The sequence below is a fragment of the Synechococcus sp. CC9311 genome, from assembly GCF_000014585.1.
Lineage (GTDB): Bacteria > Cyanobacteriota > Cyanobacteriia > PCC-6307 > Cyanobiaceae > Synechococcus_C.
Window position 1 is genome coordinate 1,810,676 of record NC_008319.1, and the last position, 16,828, is coordinate 1,827,503.

At 53.1% G+C, this 16,828-nt stretch carries 19 protein-coding genes and 1 pseudogene; 8 read left to right on the forward strand and 12 right to left on the reverse strand.

Features of this window, described 5'->3' with window-relative positions:
• Nucleotides 1-155: 155 nt before the first annotated feature.
• Together rpoD and SYNC_RS09370 are read left to right on the forward strand one after the other, a co-directional pair.
• Nucleotides 156-1,478, forward strand: a complete 1,323-nt coding sequence (gene rpoD / locus SYNC_RS09365; protein ID WP_011619947.1) for an RNA polymerase sigma factor RpoD — start codon at nt 156-158, stop codon at nt 1,476-1,478.
• Between the two features lie 584 nt (nt 1,479-2,062).
• Nucleotides 2,063-2,419, forward strand: coding sequence for a hypothetical protein (locus SYNC_RS09370; RefSeq protein WP_011619949.1), 357 nt, complete (start codon nt 2,063-2,065; stop codon nt 2,417-2,419).
• Nucleotides 2,420-2,486: 67 nt separating this feature from the next.
• Here SYNC_RS09370 and SYNC_RS09375 read toward each other — a convergent pair whose 3' ends face one another.
• A complete protein-coding gene (locus SYNC_RS09375; protein WP_041426646.1) occupies nt 2,487-2,942 on the reverse strand; it encodes a DUF6561 domain-containing protein in 456 nt (151 codons plus the stop codon).
• A 135-nt stretch (nt 2,943-3,077) separates the two neighbouring features.
• On the opposite strand from SYNC_RS09375, the gene hemC reads away from it, so the two are divergent.
• On the forward strand, nt 3,078-4,028 hold the full coding sequence (gene hemC, locus SYNC_RS09380) for a hydroxymethylbilane synthase (protein ID WP_011619951.1): 951 nt from the start codon (nt 3,078-3,080) through the stop codon (nt 4,026-4,028).
• A 9-nt stretch (nt 4,029-4,037) separates the two neighbouring features.
• Here the strand turns inward: hemC and SYNC_RS09385 are convergent, their stop codons facing one another.
• The gene (locus tag SYNC_RS09385; protein ID WP_041426647.1) at nt 4,038-4,565 is read right to left on the reverse strand and encodes a L,D-transpeptidase; all 528 of its coding nucleotides are present in this window, start codon (nt 4,563-4,565) and stop codon (nt 4,038-4,040) included.
• Between the two features lie 128 nt (nt 4,566-4,693).
• Between SYNC_RS09385 and SYNC_RS09390 the strand changes: the two genes are divergently transcribed.
• On the forward strand, nt 4,694-5,671 hold the full coding sequence (locus tag SYNC_RS09390; RefSeq protein ID WP_011619953.1) for a hypothetical protein: 978 nt from the start codon (nt 4,694-4,696) through the stop codon (nt 5,669-5,671).
• 73 nt (nt 5,672-5,744) lie between these two features.
• On the opposite strand, the gene SYNC_RS09395 is transcribed toward SYNC_RS09390, so the two are convergent.
• The 5 genes from SYNC_RS09395 to SYNC_RS09415 all read right to left on the reverse strand — a co-directional run bounded on the left by SYNC_RS09395 (nt 5,745) and on the right by SYNC_RS09415 (nt 8,872).
• A complete protein-coding gene (locus SYNC_RS09395; RefSeq protein ID WP_011619954.1) occupies nt 5,745-6,332 on the reverse strand; it encodes an inorganic diphosphatase in 588 nt (195 codons plus the stop codon).
• Nucleotides 6,333-6,399: 67 nt separating this feature from the next.
• The gene (locus tag SYNC_RS09400) at nt 6,400-7,950 is read right to left on the reverse strand and encodes a carboxypeptidase M32 (RefSeq protein ID WP_011619955.1); all 1,551 of its coding nucleotides are present in this window, start codon (nt 7,948-7,950) and stop codon (nt 6,400-6,402) included.
• 117 nt (nt 7,951-8,067) lie between these two features.
• Nucleotides 8,068-8,280 (reverse strand): DUF6737 family protein, encoded by a 213-nt coding sequence (locus SYNC_RS09405; protein WP_011619956.1) that lies wholly within the window; start codon nt 8,278-8,280, stop codon nt 8,068-8,070.
• An 8-nt stretch (nt 8,281-8,288) separates the two neighbouring features.
• On the reverse strand, nt 8,289-8,522 hold the full coding sequence (locus SYNC_RS09410) for a hypothetical protein (protein ID WP_011619957.1): 234 nt from the start codon (nt 8,520-8,522) through the stop codon (nt 8,289-8,291).
• A 62-nt stretch (nt 8,523-8,584) separates the two neighbouring features.
• Nucleotides 8,585-8,872 (reverse strand): hypothetical protein, encoded by a 288-nt coding sequence (locus tag SYNC_RS09415; protein ID WP_049750348.1) that lies wholly within the window; start codon nt 8,870-8,872, stop codon nt 8,585-8,587.
• 93 nt (nt 8,873-8,965) lie between these two features.
• On the opposite strand from SYNC_RS09415, the gene SYNC_RS09420 reads away from it, so the two are divergent.
• The 4 genes from SYNC_RS09420 to SYNC_RS09430 all read left to right on the forward strand — a co-directional run bounded on the left by SYNC_RS09420 (nt 8,966) and on the right by SYNC_RS09430 (nt 12,348).
• Nucleotides 8,966-9,265: a 4a-hydroxytetrahydrobiopterin dehydratase gene (locus SYNC_RS09420; protein ID WP_011619959.1), complete on the forward strand. Its 300-nt coding sequence runs from the start codon at nt 8,966-8,968 to the stop codon at nt 9,263-9,265.
• An 8-nt stretch (nt 9,266-9,273) separates the two neighbouring features.
• Complete coding sequence (locus tag SYNC_RS09425) at nt 9,274-10,332, forward strand: GTP-binding protein (RefSeq protein WP_011619960.1); 1,059 nt, start codon at nt 9,274-9,276, stop codon at nt 10,330-10,332.
• 89 nt (nt 10,333-10,421) lie between these two features.
• Entirely contained in the window at nt 10,422-10,571 is a 150-nt protein-coding gene (locus SYNC_RS14740) for a hypothetical protein (protein ID WP_167897213.1), read from the forward strand.
• A 235-nt stretch (nt 10,572-10,806) separates the two neighbouring features.
• Nucleotides 10,807-12,348, forward strand: coding sequence for an iron ABC transporter permease (locus SYNC_RS09430; RefSeq protein ID WP_049750349.1), 1,542 nt, complete (start codon nt 10,807-10,809; stop codon nt 12,346-12,348).
• Nucleotides 12,349-12,431: 83 nt separating this feature from the next.
• Here SYNC_RS09430 and SYNC_RS13870 read toward each other — a convergent pair.
• The 5 genes and pseudogenes from SYNC_RS13870 to SYNC_RS09450 all read right to left on the reverse strand — a co-directional run.
• Nucleotides 12,432-13,358, reverse strand: a pseudogene (locus tag SYNC_RS13870) (esterase-like activity of phytase family protein); the annotation flags it as partial.
• A gap of 12 nt (nt 13,359-13,370) precedes the next feature.
• Nucleotides 13,371-14,312, reverse strand: coding sequence for a lysylphosphatidylglycerol synthase domain-containing protein (locus tag SYNC_RS09435; RefSeq protein WP_011619965.1), 942 nt, complete (start codon nt 14,310-14,312; stop codon nt 13,371-13,373).
• Nucleotides 14,306-15,517, reverse strand: coding sequence for a nickel pincer cofactor biosynthesis protein LarC (gene larC, locus SYNC_RS09440; protein WP_011619966.1), 1,212 nt, complete (start codon nt 15,515-15,517; stop codon nt 14,306-14,308). The genes SYNC_RS09435 and larC overlap by 7 nt, the downstream gene beginning before the upstream one ends.
• Nucleotides 15,514-16,152 carry a hypothetical protein gene (locus SYNC_RS09445; protein WP_011619967.1) on the reverse strand — a complete coding sequence of 213 codons (639 nt, stop codon included), beginning with the start codon at nt 16,150-16,152 and terminating at the stop codon, nt 15,514-15,516. Before SYNC_RS09445 ends, larC begins: the two co-directional genes overlap by 4 nt.
• Entirely contained in the window at nt 16,152-16,808 is a 657-nt protein-coding gene (locus SYNC_RS09450; RefSeq protein WP_011619968.1) for a hypothetical protein, read from the reverse strand. Before SYNC_RS09450 ends, SYNC_RS09445 begins: the two co-directional genes overlap by 1 nt.
• Between the last annotated feature and the right edge of the window lie 20 nt (nt 16,809-16,828).

The following is a 16,828-nucleotide window of genomic DNA, read 5'->3' on the forward strand; positions in this document are numbered from 1 at the left end:
CTCCCAATTTTGCTTAACGCTCCGCGTTTTCTTTGCGCACCGTTTCTATGACGGGAAGGTGACGCCTCAAAAGCATCCGCCCTCATCAGGCCGGTTGCATTGACTGTTGATGACATTCGCTTCCTGTCCCGCTCTCTCCTTCGTTACTGACCGCCATGAGTCCTGCAGCGACCAAATTGGCAAAGGCCAAAGCAAAACAAGCGCCCTCGATCATGATGCTGGCCGACGAGAAAGGTCAGCCCAAGCAAGTGAAGACCAAAGCAAAGCCTGCCTCGAAAGCAAAGGCAGCAACTAAGACCAGCACCAAAGCAAAGGCAAGTAAAACCACTAGCAAAGCAAAAACCAGCAAAGCCAGCAGCAAGGCCAAAGCCACCGCTACTGCAGCCAACTTGGACGCATCTGCAGATCAACTACTCGCTGCAGCTGAAACGACTGCCACTGCAGTAAAAGCCACTGAAACGTCAGTAGCAAAAGCCAAAGCAGATGCGAAAGCCAAGGTTTTAGCGAGCATCAAGGTGGGCCCCAAAGGCGTTTACACCGAAGACTCCATACGCGTTTACCTTCAGGAAATCGGACGCATTCGCTTACTGCGTCCGGACGAAGAGATTGAATTAGCTCGCAAAATTGCGGACCTGCTGCATCTCGAAGAACTCGCAGCGCAGTTTGAAAGCGATAACGGCAAACTTCCTGAGACCAAGGAATGGGCAGCACTGGTTGAGATGCCAGTGATTCGCTTCCGTAGAAGACTGATGCTGGGCCGACGAGCCAAAGAAAAAATGGTGCAATCGAACTTGCGCCTGGTGGTGTCGATTGCCAAGAAATACATGAACCGAGGCCTGAGCTTTCAGGACCTCATCCAGGAAGGCAGCCTTGGCCTAATTCGTGCTGCAGAAAAATTCGACCATGAGAAAGGATATAAGTTCTCCACTTATGCCACCTGGTGGATTCGTCAAGCCATCACCCGTGCCATCGCCGATCAATCTCGAACCATCCGACTGCCTGTTCACCTTTACGAGACTATTTCCAGGATCAAGAAAACAACCAAGGTCCTCAGTCAGGAATTTGGACGCAAACCAACAGAGGAGGAAATCGCTGAATCGATGGAAATGACCATCGAGAAATTGCGATTTATCGCCAAGAGCGCACAGCTTCCAATTTCCCTCGAAACACCCATTGGCAAAGAAGAGGATTCACGACTAGGCGACTTCATCGAAGCCGATATCGAAAATCCAGAGCAAGATGTTGCCAAAAATCTTCTTCGCGAAGACCTTGAAGGAGTTCTTGCAACCCTGAGCCCGCGGGAACGTGATGTGCTCCGACTCCGCTACGGCCTTGATGATGGACGCATGAAAACATTGGAAGAAATCGGCCAGATCTTTGATGTAACCCGAGAGCGGATTCGTCAAATCGAAGCCAAAGCTCTTCGAAAATTACGACATCCCAACAGAAATGGAGTTCTCAAGGAATACATTAAGTAACAAGTCAAACTTGAGGCATTATTTCTCCCACCTCCTGTCTTTAACAGGAGGTTTTTAATGACCTATTAAAACCCCCTTATAACCTTCAAAGCAGATTCGTCATCGATACTCTTGAGTAGTACTTTACATCTGAGATCAGTTTTTTATACCTCACTCCTTCCCCCCTTTAAGGCCTCGAATTCATAGAGACTATCTTCAGATCCTGAGCCAAGACGCGAAACCCTTGAGCCCCACCGACCTGGCACACGCATCGAGCGACTGATTCTGAGCCTGAGAAGGCATACTTAGAAATAGCAGGAACGGAAGACAGAGTGCAAAGAGATAGCGCACGCTGCTACAAATACAATATGGATTTGACGATATAGCAATGCAAAGCAGAAAGAAGCAGCAACTCCACGATTTAAAACGACAGTGAAGCCCTCACTTGTCTGCCCAAATCCACCCTCAAGAATTATTCCTGGAGCCAGGACAAGACAGAAAGCAACCACTCTTGTCAAAACATGACATCAATCAGCTCCTCACACTGATACAAAATTTTCAAACAAAGAGAACAGCAACCTAAGCCTTACCTATCAACAAAGCGAATGAACATCAACAACAGAAATGCATCACGAGACTTCCTCGAGGCCCTGGAGTCACTCAAACAAGCAAGACTAGTGACCCATGCATTCATGACGCATGACCACCAATTCAATGGCCTAACAAAAGATGAACAGAATGACTTACAAAACAGCATCACCCCCTTCTTCAATACAATTTTCGAAATCGAAGACAGAATTCTATCTTGGTATCGCGACATTCACCCAGAGCTCATAGACGATGACGACTTAATCGAATCAATCGAGGAAGAGTTTGGCTACGAAACGCTACTTTCCGAGAAAGGGAAACTAGACTTGGAAAAAATTTTCAAAGAAGATACTGAAGGAACCACTCAAAATTGAGCAAAAAATTCGACCAATTCAAGATTCAGAACTCAATACTTATCGCTACATCCCGAAAAGTATCGAACTACAAATCGTCCTCAATGCATTCAGTGAATTCTTGAAAAGCTCTCTTCAGTCGCTCAACAGGTGTCTCTGAAGGAGGACACTCTTGGGACGTATTACGTGCATAAACCTGAAGAAGCCGAGGATCAGGATCAAGAATGGATGCCACCGCAGCTTTGTAAACCACAATATTTTTCTGTGACGTCAAGCCCTCTAGGTAAGGCTCTAATTCCCAAGGCTGATTGGGGCTGGCTTTGATCACACTGAGTGGACGAATCAATTGATACGCCCTTTCGCCATCTGGATCCGTTGTATTTCTAAGCCGCGCCATTAAGACACCGCCACTGCTTAACAGGATCAATTTGATCGTGCCCTCATTTAAGAGTGGCAAAAAAGGGAGAACCTCCTTCATGGACGTTGCCTGATCCAGGGCAGGCAGACCGTCCTTCCGAACACCTTTAACCACAGGCCCTGGCATGGCAATTGTCCCACTGTGATGAATTGTAAAGCTGAGTGCCCTGGCAAGGGAAGCGAACCATGCCAATTTTCATAGACATGCAGGTGACAGCGGGGGGCACGTCTGCGTAATCTTGCGGACTGAAGTCTCTCAAACATGGCCCTCGAGCATCTGCGCATCGCCTCACGCCGCAGCCAGCTGGCCATGGTTCAGACCAATTGGGTCAAAGCAGAACTTGAAAAAGCTCACCCCGGTCTTGCCATATCTGTTGAAGCAATGGCAACCCAAGGCGACAAAATCCTCGACGTTGCCTTAGCAAAGATCGGAGACAAAGGCTTATTCACCAAAGAGCTGGAAGCTCAAATGCTGGTGGGCCGTGCCGAGATCGCCGTTCACTCCCTGAAAGACCTCCCTACAAATCTTCCCGAGGGGCTGATGCTGGGGTGCATCACCGAACGGGAAGACCCCGCGGATGCCTTAGTGGTGAACAGCAAAAACGCTGAGTACACACTTGAGACACTGCCGGAGGGTTCCATTGTTGGAACAAGCTCTCTACGGCGCCTAGCCCAACTGCGCTACCACTATCCGCATCTTCAATTCAAAGACGTTCGCGGAAACGTCATTACACGGCTTGAGAAGCTCGACTCAGGCAATTACGACTGTTTGATTCTTGCCGCAGCTGGACTCAGTCGACTCGGCTTCGGCGATCGAATTCACCAGAGCATCCCTGGGAACATCTCCCTTCACGCGGTGGGACAAGGAGCTCTAGGGATTGAATGCGTTTGCGATCGCCCCGAAGTGATGGAGCTGATTCAAGTTCTAAATCATGCACCAACCTCAGCCCGCTGCTTAGCGGAACGCGCATTCCTGAGAGTTCTTGAAGGCGGCTGCCAAGTGCCAATCGGCGTCAACACTCAAATTGAGGGAGACACCATCCAACTCACAGGAATGGTGGCCAGCCTTGATGGCAAACGGCTTATCCGTGACGAGCAGGCTGGCCCCCTAGCCGACCCTGAAGCGGTGGGACGAGACCTCGCCCATAAGCTCAAGGATCAAGGAGCCGGAGAGATCCTTCAAGAGATCTTTGAGATGGAGCGAGGCCAGTAATCGTTTAGCTCAACGCTTAATTTCTACAGCCATCCCCACTTCCACGTGGTCATAGAGCTGTTGAACATGCGCATTCAACATGCGCACACAGCCGTTGGATACGGCTGCTCTGGTTTTCACCCAATGGGGCCAGGGAGTGCCATGAATGCCAAATTGATTCGGTCCACTCCGTAGGAAACCAATCCAGCGATGTCCTAACGGGCTTTGAGGACCGCGCTTGGGATGCAACTTTCCTGACTTGGTGCTCTGGTACTGAGGATTCATCATCATGTTCTCGACCTTGAACACCCCAGAAGGTGTGGGGGTCCTGGGATCACCAATCGCTACCGGCCATGGGCCCAGGGTCTGCCCCTCCCGCACAACGCTGATTTGCCTTCGGCCCAGGTCCAACACAACACGCCCCTCCACTGGATGACGAACAGCCATCGACAAATGGGTGGGCTGAGATCGAGACAGAGCAGGAGCCGCCACAAGCAAAGAGGAGGCGAACAACGCCACCGGAAGACCAGGAACGCAGGCAGTGCATTTGAGACCCATGAGTGGACAGCCAAGACTCACTGGTCTCAACGTATGCACTGTGCGAAAAAAAAACCGCACACTGCGATGAGTAAAACCTTAAGGATTTCGGAGGTGTGCTACTCAAGCCTCAGTCCACCAAGGCTGAAATGAAGCATCAACTGGCCTGGTCTGAAGAAGAAGCAAGGCTGTTCTTGCAAGCGATGCATGAAGTGGGCTCCATCGGAGGCATTGCTGATATTGAGCCCATCACCATAGAAATGATGGAATCCATTCAGAACTTTGTTCTGAAGTCATCCATCAATCTCAACCACTTAGAAGGTATTAAGCCAGCCGCTCTATCAGAACAGATATCCGATAAAAGCAAGCGCGAACAACTCCTTCAAATCCTTATTCTTATTCCTTATGTTGACATGAAGGTCGACACTAAGATGGTCACGATTGTAGATAAATTTGCAGATCACTTAGAAATTCACCCTCAAACCATTAAAGATCTCCACCGAGTTCGAGACAATCACTTAAAGCGACTTCTACTTGATTACGGACGCAGAAGCCTGGGTGAATTCTTAGGCCTCGACTCAGCACCGAAGGTAATCAAAGGTGTCATTACAATGTTCCATCAAGCCATCGGAGATCGGGCTGTTTCTGAACGCTATCAACAATTGGAGAGTTATCCAGAAGGAAGCCTCGGCCACACTCTTTTCCATTGGTATCGAGACAGGAATTGGGCACTACCGGGGGAGAAAAAAAGCACATCTGAATTACTCTTAAATCATGATTGCTGCCACATTCTTGGAGGATTCAATACAGATATCCAAGGCGAAATGAATGTAGCGGCGTTTCAAGCTGGGCTTTTTGATGATGGATTTGGATTTGAATCACTGTTAGAAGTCATGCTCGATTTTCACTTAGGAAAAGCTTTCAGCACTGTTGGAAACATCATTCCACCCTCAACTGGAGCCTTTCACCCAAACGATTCAATTGCTGGCTATGAAAAGGGTCTAGCTTGCAATGTGAACCTAATTAGAGATTTAGACTTCTGGTCAGAAGCTGATCAACCCGTTTTAACTCTGAGAGACAAATTTAATATTCCAGCCTCACCAGAACCTCTTTTAATCAAGCCCTAAAGCAACCAATGAGTAATAAAAAGCGGGGTCATACCCCGCTTTTAACTAATTATTCAAAAGGGTTTTCAGGACGTCAGTCAACCAACTTGGGGTCAATGTCAGCCATGTAGCGAGCTTCGCAGCTCTTGATGATCTCCACAGCTTTTTCGGTACCAAAAAACCCATTCACCGTGCATGTTCCTGGCTTCTTCAAATCCTTGTAGTGCTCCCAGTAGTAAGTGGTTTCCTTCTTCCATTGCTCACCAAGGTCTTCGAAGCTCTTGATGTGATCAACACGCTTGTCATCGGCCAAAACGGCGATCACCTTGTCATCAACCTCACCACCATCATCAAAGGTCATAATCCCAATGATTCTTGCTTCCACAATCGACCCCGGAATTAAGGGTTCGGTCACATTCACGATCTCAATATCGAGAGGGTCTCCATCCTCATCCCAGGTGCGAGGGATACAGCCATAGGCAAAGGGGTAAGCCAGAGAGGAGTAACCAACCCGATCCAGCTTGAGATGACCTGTTTCCGTAATGAGCTCGTACTTGTTGATCGTGTTGGAGTTGAGTTCCACGATGGTGTTGAGGCGTAGATCAGCCTCATCAGCAAAGGCCGGCAGCACATGAAGCAAGTTGGGCATGCTGCGGCTTGGAGCCTGGTCGAGATTGGCCATGGAAGAGGACGATCAGCGCGGGAATCCTACGGGGAGCCAGATCCAAGCAAGACAGCACGCAAGCGCGTTATATGCGTAACGACTTAGTGGCGGCAACTGGGTTCGCGGCTAAAACCCGGTCGAGTTTGTCTTCCAAATAGCGCAAGAATGGTTCAGAGGTTAGGGCTCGGCCACTCACGGCCTGCACCAATTGTTCCGCATTCATGGCCCGTCCGACGGGGTGCACATGCTCACGGAGCCAGTCCAACAAGGGAGTGACATCACCCCGACGAACATGCTCCTCGGGGGAACCGATGGCAGCAGCCATCGCCTCGCTCAGCTGAGCACTGATCAGGTGTCCAAGTAAATACGAAGGGAAGTATCCAAACAGTCCTTCGCTCCAGTGCACATCCTGAAGACAGCCCTCTGAGTCATTGGATGGTGTCACGCCAAGAAGCTCTCCGTAACGCCGATTCCATTCAGCAGGAAGCTCCTCCACCGGCAGACCTTGCTCGAGCAAAGCGATTTCTAGATCCGTTCGGATCATGATGTGCAGCCCGTAGCTGAGCTCATCGGCCTCCACCCGGTTCAGACCCGGAGCCAAAGGATTCATCGCTGTCCAAAGAGCGTCTGCTGATGGCAGCGGAGCCCCGGCAGCCTCGAAATCCGGCCACCACTGCTGCGCAAACGGCTGACTTCTCGCCACTCGGTTTTCCCAAAACAGCGATTGACTTTCGTGCACGGCCATGGATGTTGCCTGCCCCAGAGGCCAGGCAAACCATTGATGTTTCTGATCCGGAAGTCCCTGCTCGTAGAGGGAATGGCCCCATTCATGGGCTGTGGCCAGGAAACAGGAGAGGGGTTGGCCCGGAACCACTCTGGTTGTGATCCTGTAGTCGCTAGGACCAAGCGTGATCGAAAAGGGATGGGGCGATCGCGCAACACAGGTGATCGACGCATCTTGCCCCCAGGAGGTCAACAACCTGTCGCACAGTTGTTGCTGTGCTGGTTCAGGAAGATCCCAACTGAGCTCTCGCTCACGAGGCTGCCCACCAGCTCGTTGCAACAACTCTGGCAAGCGCTGCCGAAGCGGTGCAAACAACTCCTGCAGCCGCTTCAACGTGAGATCTGGCTCAAATGGCTGAGCCAGTGTTTCCCAACAACTGCGCGGCTCTGCAAGCTGGCGAGCCTGCTCCTGACGCAATCCAATCATGGTGCGCAACGAAGGAGCAAACAAACCGAAATCGGATTCAACTCTGGCTTGTTGCCAATTGTTGTAGCCATCGGCTTTAGCCGTTGCCAACGCTGCCACCAATGCGGGGTCTAAAGCCTGTTGTCGGCTCAGATCCTGTTCCAGCAAATCAAGGTTTCGTCCGCAAGCGGCTTGCTCCTTCGTTGAAAGCCCTGACTGACTCCACTCCAAACGGGCTTCCTGGATCAGATCGGCGTACTCCCGAGAGCTTTGCCGGGAATGCAATTGAATCGCGAGTAGCGCCAACTGCTCTCCGCGCCAGGCTGCACCTCCTGAGGGCATGCGCGTGTTTTGGTCCCAATAGAGCGTGCTTGCAATGGAACCAATGATTTTGGTCTGACGCAGGTAATCGCCTAACCGATCCCAGGCCATTGTCCTGGATCCCATCTGGGCTCCATCTCTGGATGAACCCTATACAGCTCGGTGCTTGAAGGTGAACACACCAACACATTTCATCCGTGCCGATTCACCCCATAAAGCGTGATGGTTTGGTCAAGGCAGTGGTCAAGCGTCCTCTTGCCTGCTGTAAGCAGCAGGCACAAGCACCAAAAACAAAATCCACCAAGCCAAAATCACGAGAGTGATGGGAAGGGTGATCCAAAGTTGGTGAAGGAACAGCCAGCTACCAATTGCTAGGACAAAGCCTGTGAGCAAGATGCTCCATGGCTGACACCACCACGGTTTCAGAGACCAAAAAGCAACTGGCTGCTGATTCATACTCAGACCTACTTTTTCCTGCAATAACCAGCACCAACATTCATCCAACCGGAGTCGCAAGCTTCACCATTCGTTGGCCTCATTTGGTAATTAATGGGCGACACACAGGTGGTGCCAAGCGTATTGACATAACCCAATGGACATTGATTGTGCCCCTCTGCTTTCGGAATCCTTTTTTGAGCCAAGGCCTCGGTGGGTAGAACCAGAGACATCAACACCCCGAGAGCGAATAAGCGGACCATTCAAGTTGCATCAACTTTGGGAACTTTAGTGATGACATCGCCGAGCGACAGAAAGCAACGACTCACTGTTTGCGGCAATACCCACCCCCCACATCCACCCAGCCGGATGGACAGGATCGGCCATCAATGGCTTGGACCGTATAAGTCATCATTCCGAGCGTGCTGCATTTCCCGTTCAGCATGTCCACATAACCCAAGGGACAACGGCTCTCGATCTTTTTAACAATCCGCTGCGCCGAGGCTGATGGAGCCTCACCAACCCACAACACAAGAGTTGTTGAGGCAAGGAAAGAGCTCAAAGCCCAGGTCCGCAGAGAGGACTCACGACCAAGCAAGGGCGCCATCGCCATTGGCACTCAAAACGCTCTAAAAGATTAGGTGGGGTTCACCCAAACGTTGGGTTCTGAACCAAACTTCAAAGAGAACAAGAGCCAAATTCATCCATGTCAAAGCAAGCTGTTTTGCTCGATGAAGCGGCACGCCAGAGCCTCTACTCCTCTTGCCCTGCCTGGACCATTGCTTCTGATGGGTTGGTAAGAGAGTGGCGCTTTCACTCTTTTGTTGAAGCATTCGGCTTCATGACACAGGTTGCACTTCTCGCCGAACGCGCCAATCACCATCCCGAGTGGAGCAATGTTTATAACCGTGTAACCATTCGGCTCACGACCCATGATCTAGGTGGACTTTCCAGCCGTGATGCCGAATTAGCTCAAGCGATCGACTCCCTCTCACCAACAACTTAAAACCGGCCATGACAGAGACTGCTTCCAACAAGAGAATTGAGTCCAACGGCACACCTGTCACGATTCTCACTGGATTTCTAGGCGCCGGTAAGACCACTCTTCTCAACCACATCCTCAGCAATCAAGACGGTCTCAAAACTGCCGTTCTCGTGAACGAGTTTGGAGAGATTGGTATTGATAACGATCTCGTGGTGAGCACCAGTGCAGACATGGTGGAACTCAGCAATGGCTGTATTTGCTGCACGATTAACGGTGAATTATTGGAAGCCGTCGAGAGAATTCTGAAGCGCCCTGAACCCTTGGAATATTTGGTTGTGGAGACCACAGGCCTGGCCGATCCACTTCCTGTAGCCATGACATTTCTGGGCAGCGAGCTACGGGATCAGACCAGGCTGGATTCAATCATCACCTTGATCGATGCTGAAAATTGCAATTCTCGCGTTATTGAGAGTGAAGTAGGGCGCTCTCAAATTATTTACGGAGACATTCTTTTACTGAACAAAACAGATTTAGTATCAAAAGACCGTGTCAAAGAGCTGGAAGAAAGCCTGCGTAGCATCAAAAAAGATGCACGTATTCTTCATTCCGTAAAAGGAGATGTTCCCCTGCCCTTGTTGATGAGTGTTGGATTATTTGAAAGCGATCGTATAGCGAACACTGCCATTCACGACCATGGAGACCACAACCATGCTCACCACGACCACAACCATGCGCACCACGATCACAGCCATGCGCACCACGATCATGGTGACCATCTGGACATCGAGGGCTACACCTCCCTTTCATTCAGTAGCGACGGTCCCTTCTCCCTTCGCAAATTTCAAAACTTCCTCGACAATCAATTACCGGAGAGCGTGTTTCGCGCCAAAGGCATCCTTTGGTTCAACGAAAGCGAAAAGCGTCATATTTTCCACCTAGCTGGAAAACGCTTCTCTATCGATGACAGCGATTGGAATGGCAAACGCAAAAACCAGCTGGTGTTGATCGGTCAGGAGATGGACCACAGCACCCTGAAAGAGCAGCTTCAAGAGTGCGTCGCCACCGATTCCGGCAAAGCCTCCACCTAAACCAACCGTTCCATTCCAAGGTTTGCTTTCAGGGTGAGGTGTCGAAACGCAAGCAATCTGATTAGAGTCCTATCAGCTTTGGGTTGGCGATGTTGGAGCTCACCCTTCTCGGGACTTTTTGCATTCTGGTCGGCATTTTCCTTTGGTTTACCGCCAACTCCGACGATGACGACAACAGCGGTGGCGGCTTAATGGAACCTTCTCTCGTTCCGATCCCTGTGAGGACAGACCGACGCTAACTGCCTCATCCCCGTCTCTTCCCTTTCTCAAACGAGGGATTCAATAAAAGGGTGATCAAGGCATATAAGACTCTCTTGAGTATCGTTCTCAACAGGGTCATGATTTGAATGCAAATCAGTAGCAATCCATCGCTTCGCCATCGAACTGACTGCGTTTCATTGTTGTGAATAGTCGAGCCCTAGGCCTTTGGAGATCGATCGGCTGGGTGATCTCTATGGATGAGCGCTACCACTCATGACAAGCAAGAGCTTGCAAGGCCAATGGCAACAGGGTCGAACTCTATTGGCGGTTTTGGCTTGCCTCCTCGCCGCGCTCGCGCTCTTTCCATTGGGTGGATTAATCGGAGAGGGGATGAGAGGCATCCTTCTTGGTTCGGCCAGCCTGGGCGCCGATGGTCTGATCCAAATCCGAGGAACAACACTCCTGCTGCTTGGTACGGCAAGCCTCGGGGCCACTATTGGCTCCGCAAACGGCTGGCTGCTCGCCAATTGCCGCTTTCCAGGCCGGCGCCTGCTTCGGATTGCCCAGCTTCTACCCCTCGCCAGCCCTTCCTACCTTCTGGCAGCAACGCTCGTGGATCTGGGCAGCATCCATGGCATCCGAATTTATGGTCTGGGCTGGGGAGTGCTGGTCATGGCTTTAAGCACCTATCCCTACGTATTTCTTCTCAGCACTGAAAGCTTCAGCATCTGCGGTCGCCGTCAGCTTGAAGCCTGCCGTTGCCTCGGCGTAGGGCCATGGGAAAGCTTTCGACGCATCGCCCTGCCGATGGCTCTCCCTGCTATCGGTGCCGGAATCGCCTTGATGGGAATGGAGGTGGTCAACGAACTTGGCGCCGTCCAACTCCTGGGCATTCCAAGCCTCTCCGCTGGAATTCTCCAGGCCTGGCAACTGGAAGGGAACCCAGCTGGCGCGGTAGGACTTGCCTTAGTCACGCTGATCATCGTGACGGGACTGTTGATCGGCGAACGCAAATTGCGTCGTCGCAGTCGTCGATGGTCCGAAGGCCTAACGGGTGGAGAATCTCCGAACTGGACTCTCACAGGTACCAGAGCGTTGGCCGCGCAGGCCTTGGGGTTCATTCCACCGTTTCTAAGCCTTGGCACACCACTGATCTGGGCCTGCTTGAACCTTGATCAACTCCAAACCGGATTACAGCCGGAGCTGTTGCTGCTGACCTTGCGCAGTCTTGGCCTCGCCCTTGCAGCGGCAGGTTTGGCCTTAGCAGCTGCCTTGCTACTCGCCATCACAAAGCGCTGGACTACGGCCCCTTGGCTGCACAGCCTCACCTTTCTCGCCGGGCTCGGGTACGCCATTCCAGGAGCCGTTCTTGCTCTGGCCTTACTGATCATCGGCGGCCCCTGGCAACTCTCACCAATCCTGCTTTTGCTCTGGGGCTATAGCGATCGTTTCCTTGCCGTAGCCAAAGGGGGGCTGGATGCAGGTTTAGAACGCATGTCCCCCAGCCTTGATGAAGCAGCCACTGGCCTTGGCTGCCGTTGGCCGGATGTACTCCGTCGCATTCACATTCCTCTGCTGCGAGGCCCGCTCGCTGTTGGTGCACTCCTTGTTTTTGTTGACACCGTGAAGGAGTTACCTCTGACCTTCGCGCTTCGCCCCTTTGATTTCGACACTCTCTCGGTGCGCGTTTTTCAATATGCGAGCGACGAACGGCTTGCCGCAGCGCTCTGGCCTGCATTGATGATCCTTGGACTCGGACTCATTGCGGCAGCTGCGCTTGTACCAGGCCTCGACCACACAACTGAAACTGAATGACCCGTTAAAGATCGGCAATTCGGACTGCGACGAGGGGCCAACACACCCACCAAATTTCGCTGAATCAGGCTGAAATTGTCGTCACTCACAATCACGAGAGTGCGACGCCCATCGTTAAGCTCTGGCCCCCAAGCCAAGCCCTCCCAATTGTCTGGTGGGACCTCATCACGCGTGAGATCCCAACCCTTTAAAGGCTGCAAAGTCAACTGAGACGCCCGTTCAGGCCAAGAGAACAATTGAAGACTGGCCGTCCATTGCAATGGCCGATGCCGACGAATCAGTGCCAACAGTGCAGATGGACCATCCAATGCAAGAAGTTCGGTCAGTCCAACCGTTTCTTCTGGATCCTCACTGATGGAATCGAGAGGAACGCGACCATGCTCTTGCATGACACCTTCCGGATCCAAATGCGCTAACCGAACGCTATCCCGATCGCTCGGAGCGCGATCCTGAAGCAACGGTGCCTCCGCTGCCAGCAAGAGGCCCCCATCGATGGATCGCGTTAAAGACTCCGGCCCCTGATTCACAGCGAGTCCCTGACCACCAAGAGCTTTCCAGGCAGGAGGCAATGGCGTGGTCTCCAGCAACCGTCCATCGCGAAGCGAAAAACGCTGAAGACGAGCTTGATGCCCTGCTCGACGGCGCCCCTCGCTCACAATCCACACTCCATGATCGCCTGTAAGCGCCAAACCCTCTGCGTCCAAAGAGGGCGGAAGAGGGGTTCCGTTTTTGTCACGCAAAACCAGGCGTGGACCCACCTGCAGTTGACCTCCTGTTCGCAACGCTTTCGCAAGCGGGCCCACTGGCAGCAGATATCCCCGAGACGCATCACTCACCAACCAAAGGCGGTCATCCGAGGCTTGGTACGCCGCCGCTGAAAACCCTCCAAGAGACAAACCGTTATCGGCCTGTTTGGGGAGTTCCCAAAGACGGATGAGTGCCCAGCCGGCATCCAACGGACAGGGCAACGCCTCCCAGCTCATCGGAAGTTCAGGGAGCGACCACACCATCACAACAGGCCCTTAAGCGCGAACCTTTGCCGTTATCCAGGCATCGCCCTTCACAGCAGCAGCAGCGATCAGATCCGCCAAGGTAACGAGCAATCGGTAACTCAGTGCCACCGCCAGCAAAGGGGCTTCCGGCACAATCATGCCCATACGAAATAACAAAACAGCCTCAAATACACCCAAACCCCCTGGAGCCGCCGGAACGACCAAACCAGCCGTCCAGGCAAGAGCAAAAGCCGCAAGCCAAAGCCCTACAGGCTGCCCAGCCACGAGTCCAAACGTTTGCAAGCAGCACCAAAACCCAGCAAATCGACAGAGAACAAACAGCAGTTCAGCAACGAGGGGCCACCAGGGATAAGACGCTCTACCGCTGCCTAATTCTTCGTCCTCAAGAGAGGTCTTATCCCCCACCCCCAGGTCCACGCGATTGAGCTGGCGCAACTTGCTGGTCTCCAGACGACGCAACAAAGGCTCCCGCCAACGCGGCAACAGCAGCGCGGAAGGAAGAACACAGAGCAACGCCAAACCGTTTTGAAACCCCCCAAACGGAACCCAAAGCAAGGCAGCAACGGCCATCACCATCGGCTCCATCAACACCGATACCAAAGCCTTGCCCCCACCAAGATCAGGCCGGAGAGCACGAAAACGATCGAGGAAATGCCAGATTCCACCAGGCAGATATTTGAGCAAATTGCTTCGGAGGTAAAGCGGCACCAAAGCCAAACGCCCCGGCTGATGCCCGAGCCAAACCACCAAGACCTTCCAAGCCAAGGCGTTGACCACCAAGCTGAGCCAACTCAAACCCAGCCCCAACAACAAAAACCACCATCCCTGTCGGCTGATGGTGAGGGCGCGCAAACCCGTGGCGTGGCTTGCCAGGGCCACTCCCACAAAGGCGAGGGTCAGGAGGGTGATCCAAAGGCGTAAACCACCCGGCAAAGAAAGCCGTTTCAGCACTGCCAGTCCTCCTCGGGCACAAAGTCCTGGGCCTCAAGAGAGAGGCGATCACGAAGCTCCATCACGGTGAGACCAGCCTGAGCAGACACACGCTGGAGCTCATCTTGCTCCCACTTCAGAGTGAAGGTCCCATCAGGCCGACGCGTCTGCTTGGCACGAATCAATCCCCAAGGGGTTGCACTAGTCCCACAACGGCGGGGCAGCACCCAGCGCCCCTGCTCCCGCTCCCTTAAGCCGATGGTTGAACTATGTCTCCACCACACCTGCCGCAAGGCAGCGGCCTGATCTGGCGTTGTCAGGGCGATCACCGAGGTGCCAGGCCTTTGTTTTTTCATCAACACAGCTCCCTGAACCACATCCAATGCACCAGCCAAACGCAAGTTCTGAGCCAGGCTTGCCAACTCTTCGGCAGTGGCATCGTCAATCCAGGCCTCCTGCACCACGAGCTCCTGCCAACCAGTTTCTGTTCTGCTCGCATCACGAATACGGATCAAACGCAGCAGGTTGGGACGATCCAAAGAGCGATGGCCCAGGCCAATTCCGAGAGCTTCAACCTCCATCTTTGAGGGGCGATAAAAATAATCTGCCAACACAGCCATCAAGGCCAGCCCCGTGGGAGTGGTGAGCTCAGCAGCAGGAAGATCCTCTCCGGTGAGGAGCTGCAGCTGGTGACGCTTTGCCAATTCGAGTACCGCCGGCACTGGAACAGGAAGCACCCCGTGGGCCGTCTTCACTCGACCATGGCCAGCTGGGGGGGCTGAGCAATAAATAGAACTTGGGGAAAGGTTCTCGATACCAGCGCAGACTCCGACGACATCCACCAAGCTGTCGATCGCGCCAATTTCATGGAAGTGAACTTGATCAGGAGCACAGCCGTGCACCGTGGCTTCCGCATCAGCCAGAGCCTGAAACACTTGCAAAACCTTGGTCTTTAAAGAAGCAGACAGCGGGGCATCCGAAATCAACCGGCGGAGATCTGACCAGAGACGATGGGGGGGGTTGGGTTCTTCACTGCTCACCGTGAGGCGTAGTCCACGCAATCCACCACTCTGAGATTCCTCAACTTTGAGTGAGTAGGCCTTGGCGAGACCAAGTGCATGCAGAGGCTCATGAACAGCCGATTCCGGCACTCCTAAATCCAGAAGTGCCGACAACAACATGTCCCCGGCAAGACCCGTTGGACAATCAATCACCAGTGCACTCATGCTGGCTCTGGAGGCATGCCGTCCAGCAACCTGTCGGCGATTAATTCAATCTCAGTGCGTCTTGAACGCAGAAGCTGCTCCACCTCCCGACGTGCTCTGCGTTGCTCTCGCTGAGCCGTGTCCACATCCTGACCAGACACCCCCCAGATACGTCCAAGGAGAGCCTTGTCATCTTTGCCACCTTGAGGGGGGCCGTCGAGCAACGTCTCAGCAGCCATGCCGGCCTGAAGAACCCTGCTCCAACGACGCAAGTCTTCCAAAGACAAACGCGCCCGATCGGGGAGAGCAAATTCGGTCACGCCATTGCAGCGCAATCCAGCCTGAAGACAGCCTCGGGTACCAACAAGAACTCGTTTGACCTCAAGATTTTCCTCCTGAGCCACCAACCAGTGACCAGCCTCGTGAAACGCAACTCTGCGCAATCTGTTTCGTCCACCTGGAAGTGATTCCGCCAGAAGGTGGCCTCCCATCCCATTCAACTGAGCGGCATCAACGGTGAGACCCAAAAGTGCCCCTCCCAAACCGAGAGCAATCCATGCTGGAGACAGTCCGACCAACGGTCCGAACACAGCCAAACCGGTGGCACTCGCAACCGCAACGCCAGCCGTTGTGTTGAAGGAGGGAGAAGAGGGCATCAGGTCTTGGCAGGTCGGGGACGAGCACCTCCCTTGCGGGATCCCTCCCGACCTTTCCCACCTCGAGTCGGCATCGGTGCAATCACTTCAAAGGACTCAACGGCAAGAAGCTGTCCTTGACGGCGAACATCCAAGCTGACGAAATGTCTTAAGTGCTCGAGGGGAAGCTCACCTGTGAGCTGAACTTTGAATGGCAAAGGACGGAATCCATCGGCTCGAGGCAGCTGCCGCACCTTCACCACGAGCTCATTGGCTTCTGGCTTCGTGAAGATCAATTCGCCACGAATCGAGAAGAAGTCGTCTCCTTCGGGCAGTTGATCCCCAGCGCCCTGAGAGTCGGAAGCAACGGCATCTGAGGATTCAGCGGCTGCCAACGTGCTCGGCTCCCAAATCCCTGCTATTTGAAGATGCAGCTGCTCAGACTCACGGCAGCGGGGATACACCACCCAAAGGTGGGGTGCTGTCATGTTGAGGTGACGGCGCATGAGGGTGAGCATCCTCCCAAGAACGACAGCCTCTAGTTCATTGCCATCGGAATCAATCAAGACTCCACGGGTCAGCTGATCGTCGGATTCCGGTCGGTAGACGCCCCTAACAACACCGATCGCCCGGTACTGGAGGGGTTCTGTAACCGGGGAAATCGGATGGTCGCGCATTGCTGTCAGTGGCTTCCATT

What these genes read in the sequence shown, in the direction of transcription:
- rpoD (WP_011619947.1), top strand. Translation starts at nt 156, where the DNA reads ATGAGTCCTGCAGCGACCAAATTGGCAAAGGCCAAAGCAAAACAAGCG.
- SYNC_RS09370 (WP_011619949.1), top strand. Translation starts at nt 2,063, where the DNA reads ATGAACATCAACAACAGAAATGCATCACGAGACTTCCTCGAGGCCCTG.
- SYNC_RS09375 (WP_041426646.1), bottom strand. Translation starts at nt 2,942, where the DNA reads ATGCCAGGGCCTGTGGTTAAAGGTGTTCGGAAGGACGGTCTGCCTGCC.
- hemC (WP_011619951.1), top strand. Translation starts at nt 3,078, where the DNA reads ATGGCCCTCGAGCATCTGCGCATCGCCTCACGCCGCAGCCAGCTGGCC.
- SYNC_RS09385 (WP_041426647.1), bottom strand. Translation starts at nt 4,565, where the DNA reads ATGGGTCTCAAATGCACTGCCTGCGTTCCTGGTCTTCCGGTGGCGTTG.
- SYNC_RS09390 (WP_011619953.1), top strand. Translation starts at nt 4,694, where the DNA reads ATGAAGCATCAACTGGCCTGGTCTGAAGAAGAAGCAAGGCTGTTCTTG.
- SYNC_RS09395 (WP_011619954.1), bottom strand. Translation starts at nt 6,332, where the DNA reads ATGGCCAATCTCGACCAGGCTCCAAGCCGCAGCATGCCCAACTTGCTT.
- SYNC_RS09400 (WP_011619955.1), bottom strand. Translation starts at nt 7,950, where the DNA reads ATGGGATCCAGGACAATGGCCTGGGATCGGTTAGGCGATTACCTGCGT.
- SYNC_RS09405 (WP_011619956.1), bottom strand. Translation starts at nt 8,280, where the DNA reads ATGAATCAGCAGCCAGTTGCTTTTTGGTCTCTGAAACCGTGGTGGTGT.
- SYNC_RS09410 (WP_011619957.1), bottom strand. Translation starts at nt 8,522, where the DNA reads ATGGTCCGCTTATTCGCTCTCGGGGTGTTGATGTCTCTGGTTCTACCC.
- SYNC_RS09415 (WP_049750348.1), bottom strand. Translation starts at nt 8,872, where the DNA reads ATGGCGATGGCGCCCTTGCTTGGTCGTGAGTCCTCTCTGCGGACCTGG.
- SYNC_RS09420 (WP_011619959.1), top strand. Translation starts at nt 8,966, where the DNA reads ATGTCAAAGCAAGCTGTTTTGCTCGATGAAGCGGCACGCCAGAGCCTC.
- SYNC_RS09425 (WP_011619960.1), top strand. Translation starts at nt 9,274, where the DNA reads ATGACAGAGACTGCTTCCAACAAGAGAATTGAGTCCAACGGCACACCT.
- SYNC_RS14740 (WP_167897213.1), top strand. Translation starts at nt 10,422, where the DNA reads ATGTTGGAGCTCACCCTTCTCGGGACTTTTTGCATTCTGGTCGGCATT.
- SYNC_RS09430 (WP_049750349.1), top strand. Translation starts at nt 10,807, where the DNA reads ATGACAAGCAAGAGCTTGCAAGGCCAATGGCAACAGGGTCGAACTCTA.
- larC (WP_011619966.1), bottom strand. Translation starts at nt 15,517, where the DNA reads ATGAGTGCACTGGTGATTGATTGTCCAACGGGTCTTGCCGGGGACATG.
- SYNC_RS09445 (WP_011619967.1), bottom strand. Translation starts at nt 16,152, where the DNA reads ATGCCCTCTTCTCCCTCCTTCAACACAACGGCTGGCGTTGCGGTTGCG.
- SYNC_RS09450 (WP_011619968.1), bottom strand. Translation starts at nt 16,808, where the DNA reads ATGCGCGACCATCCGATTTCCCCGGTTACAGAACCCCTCCAGTACCGG.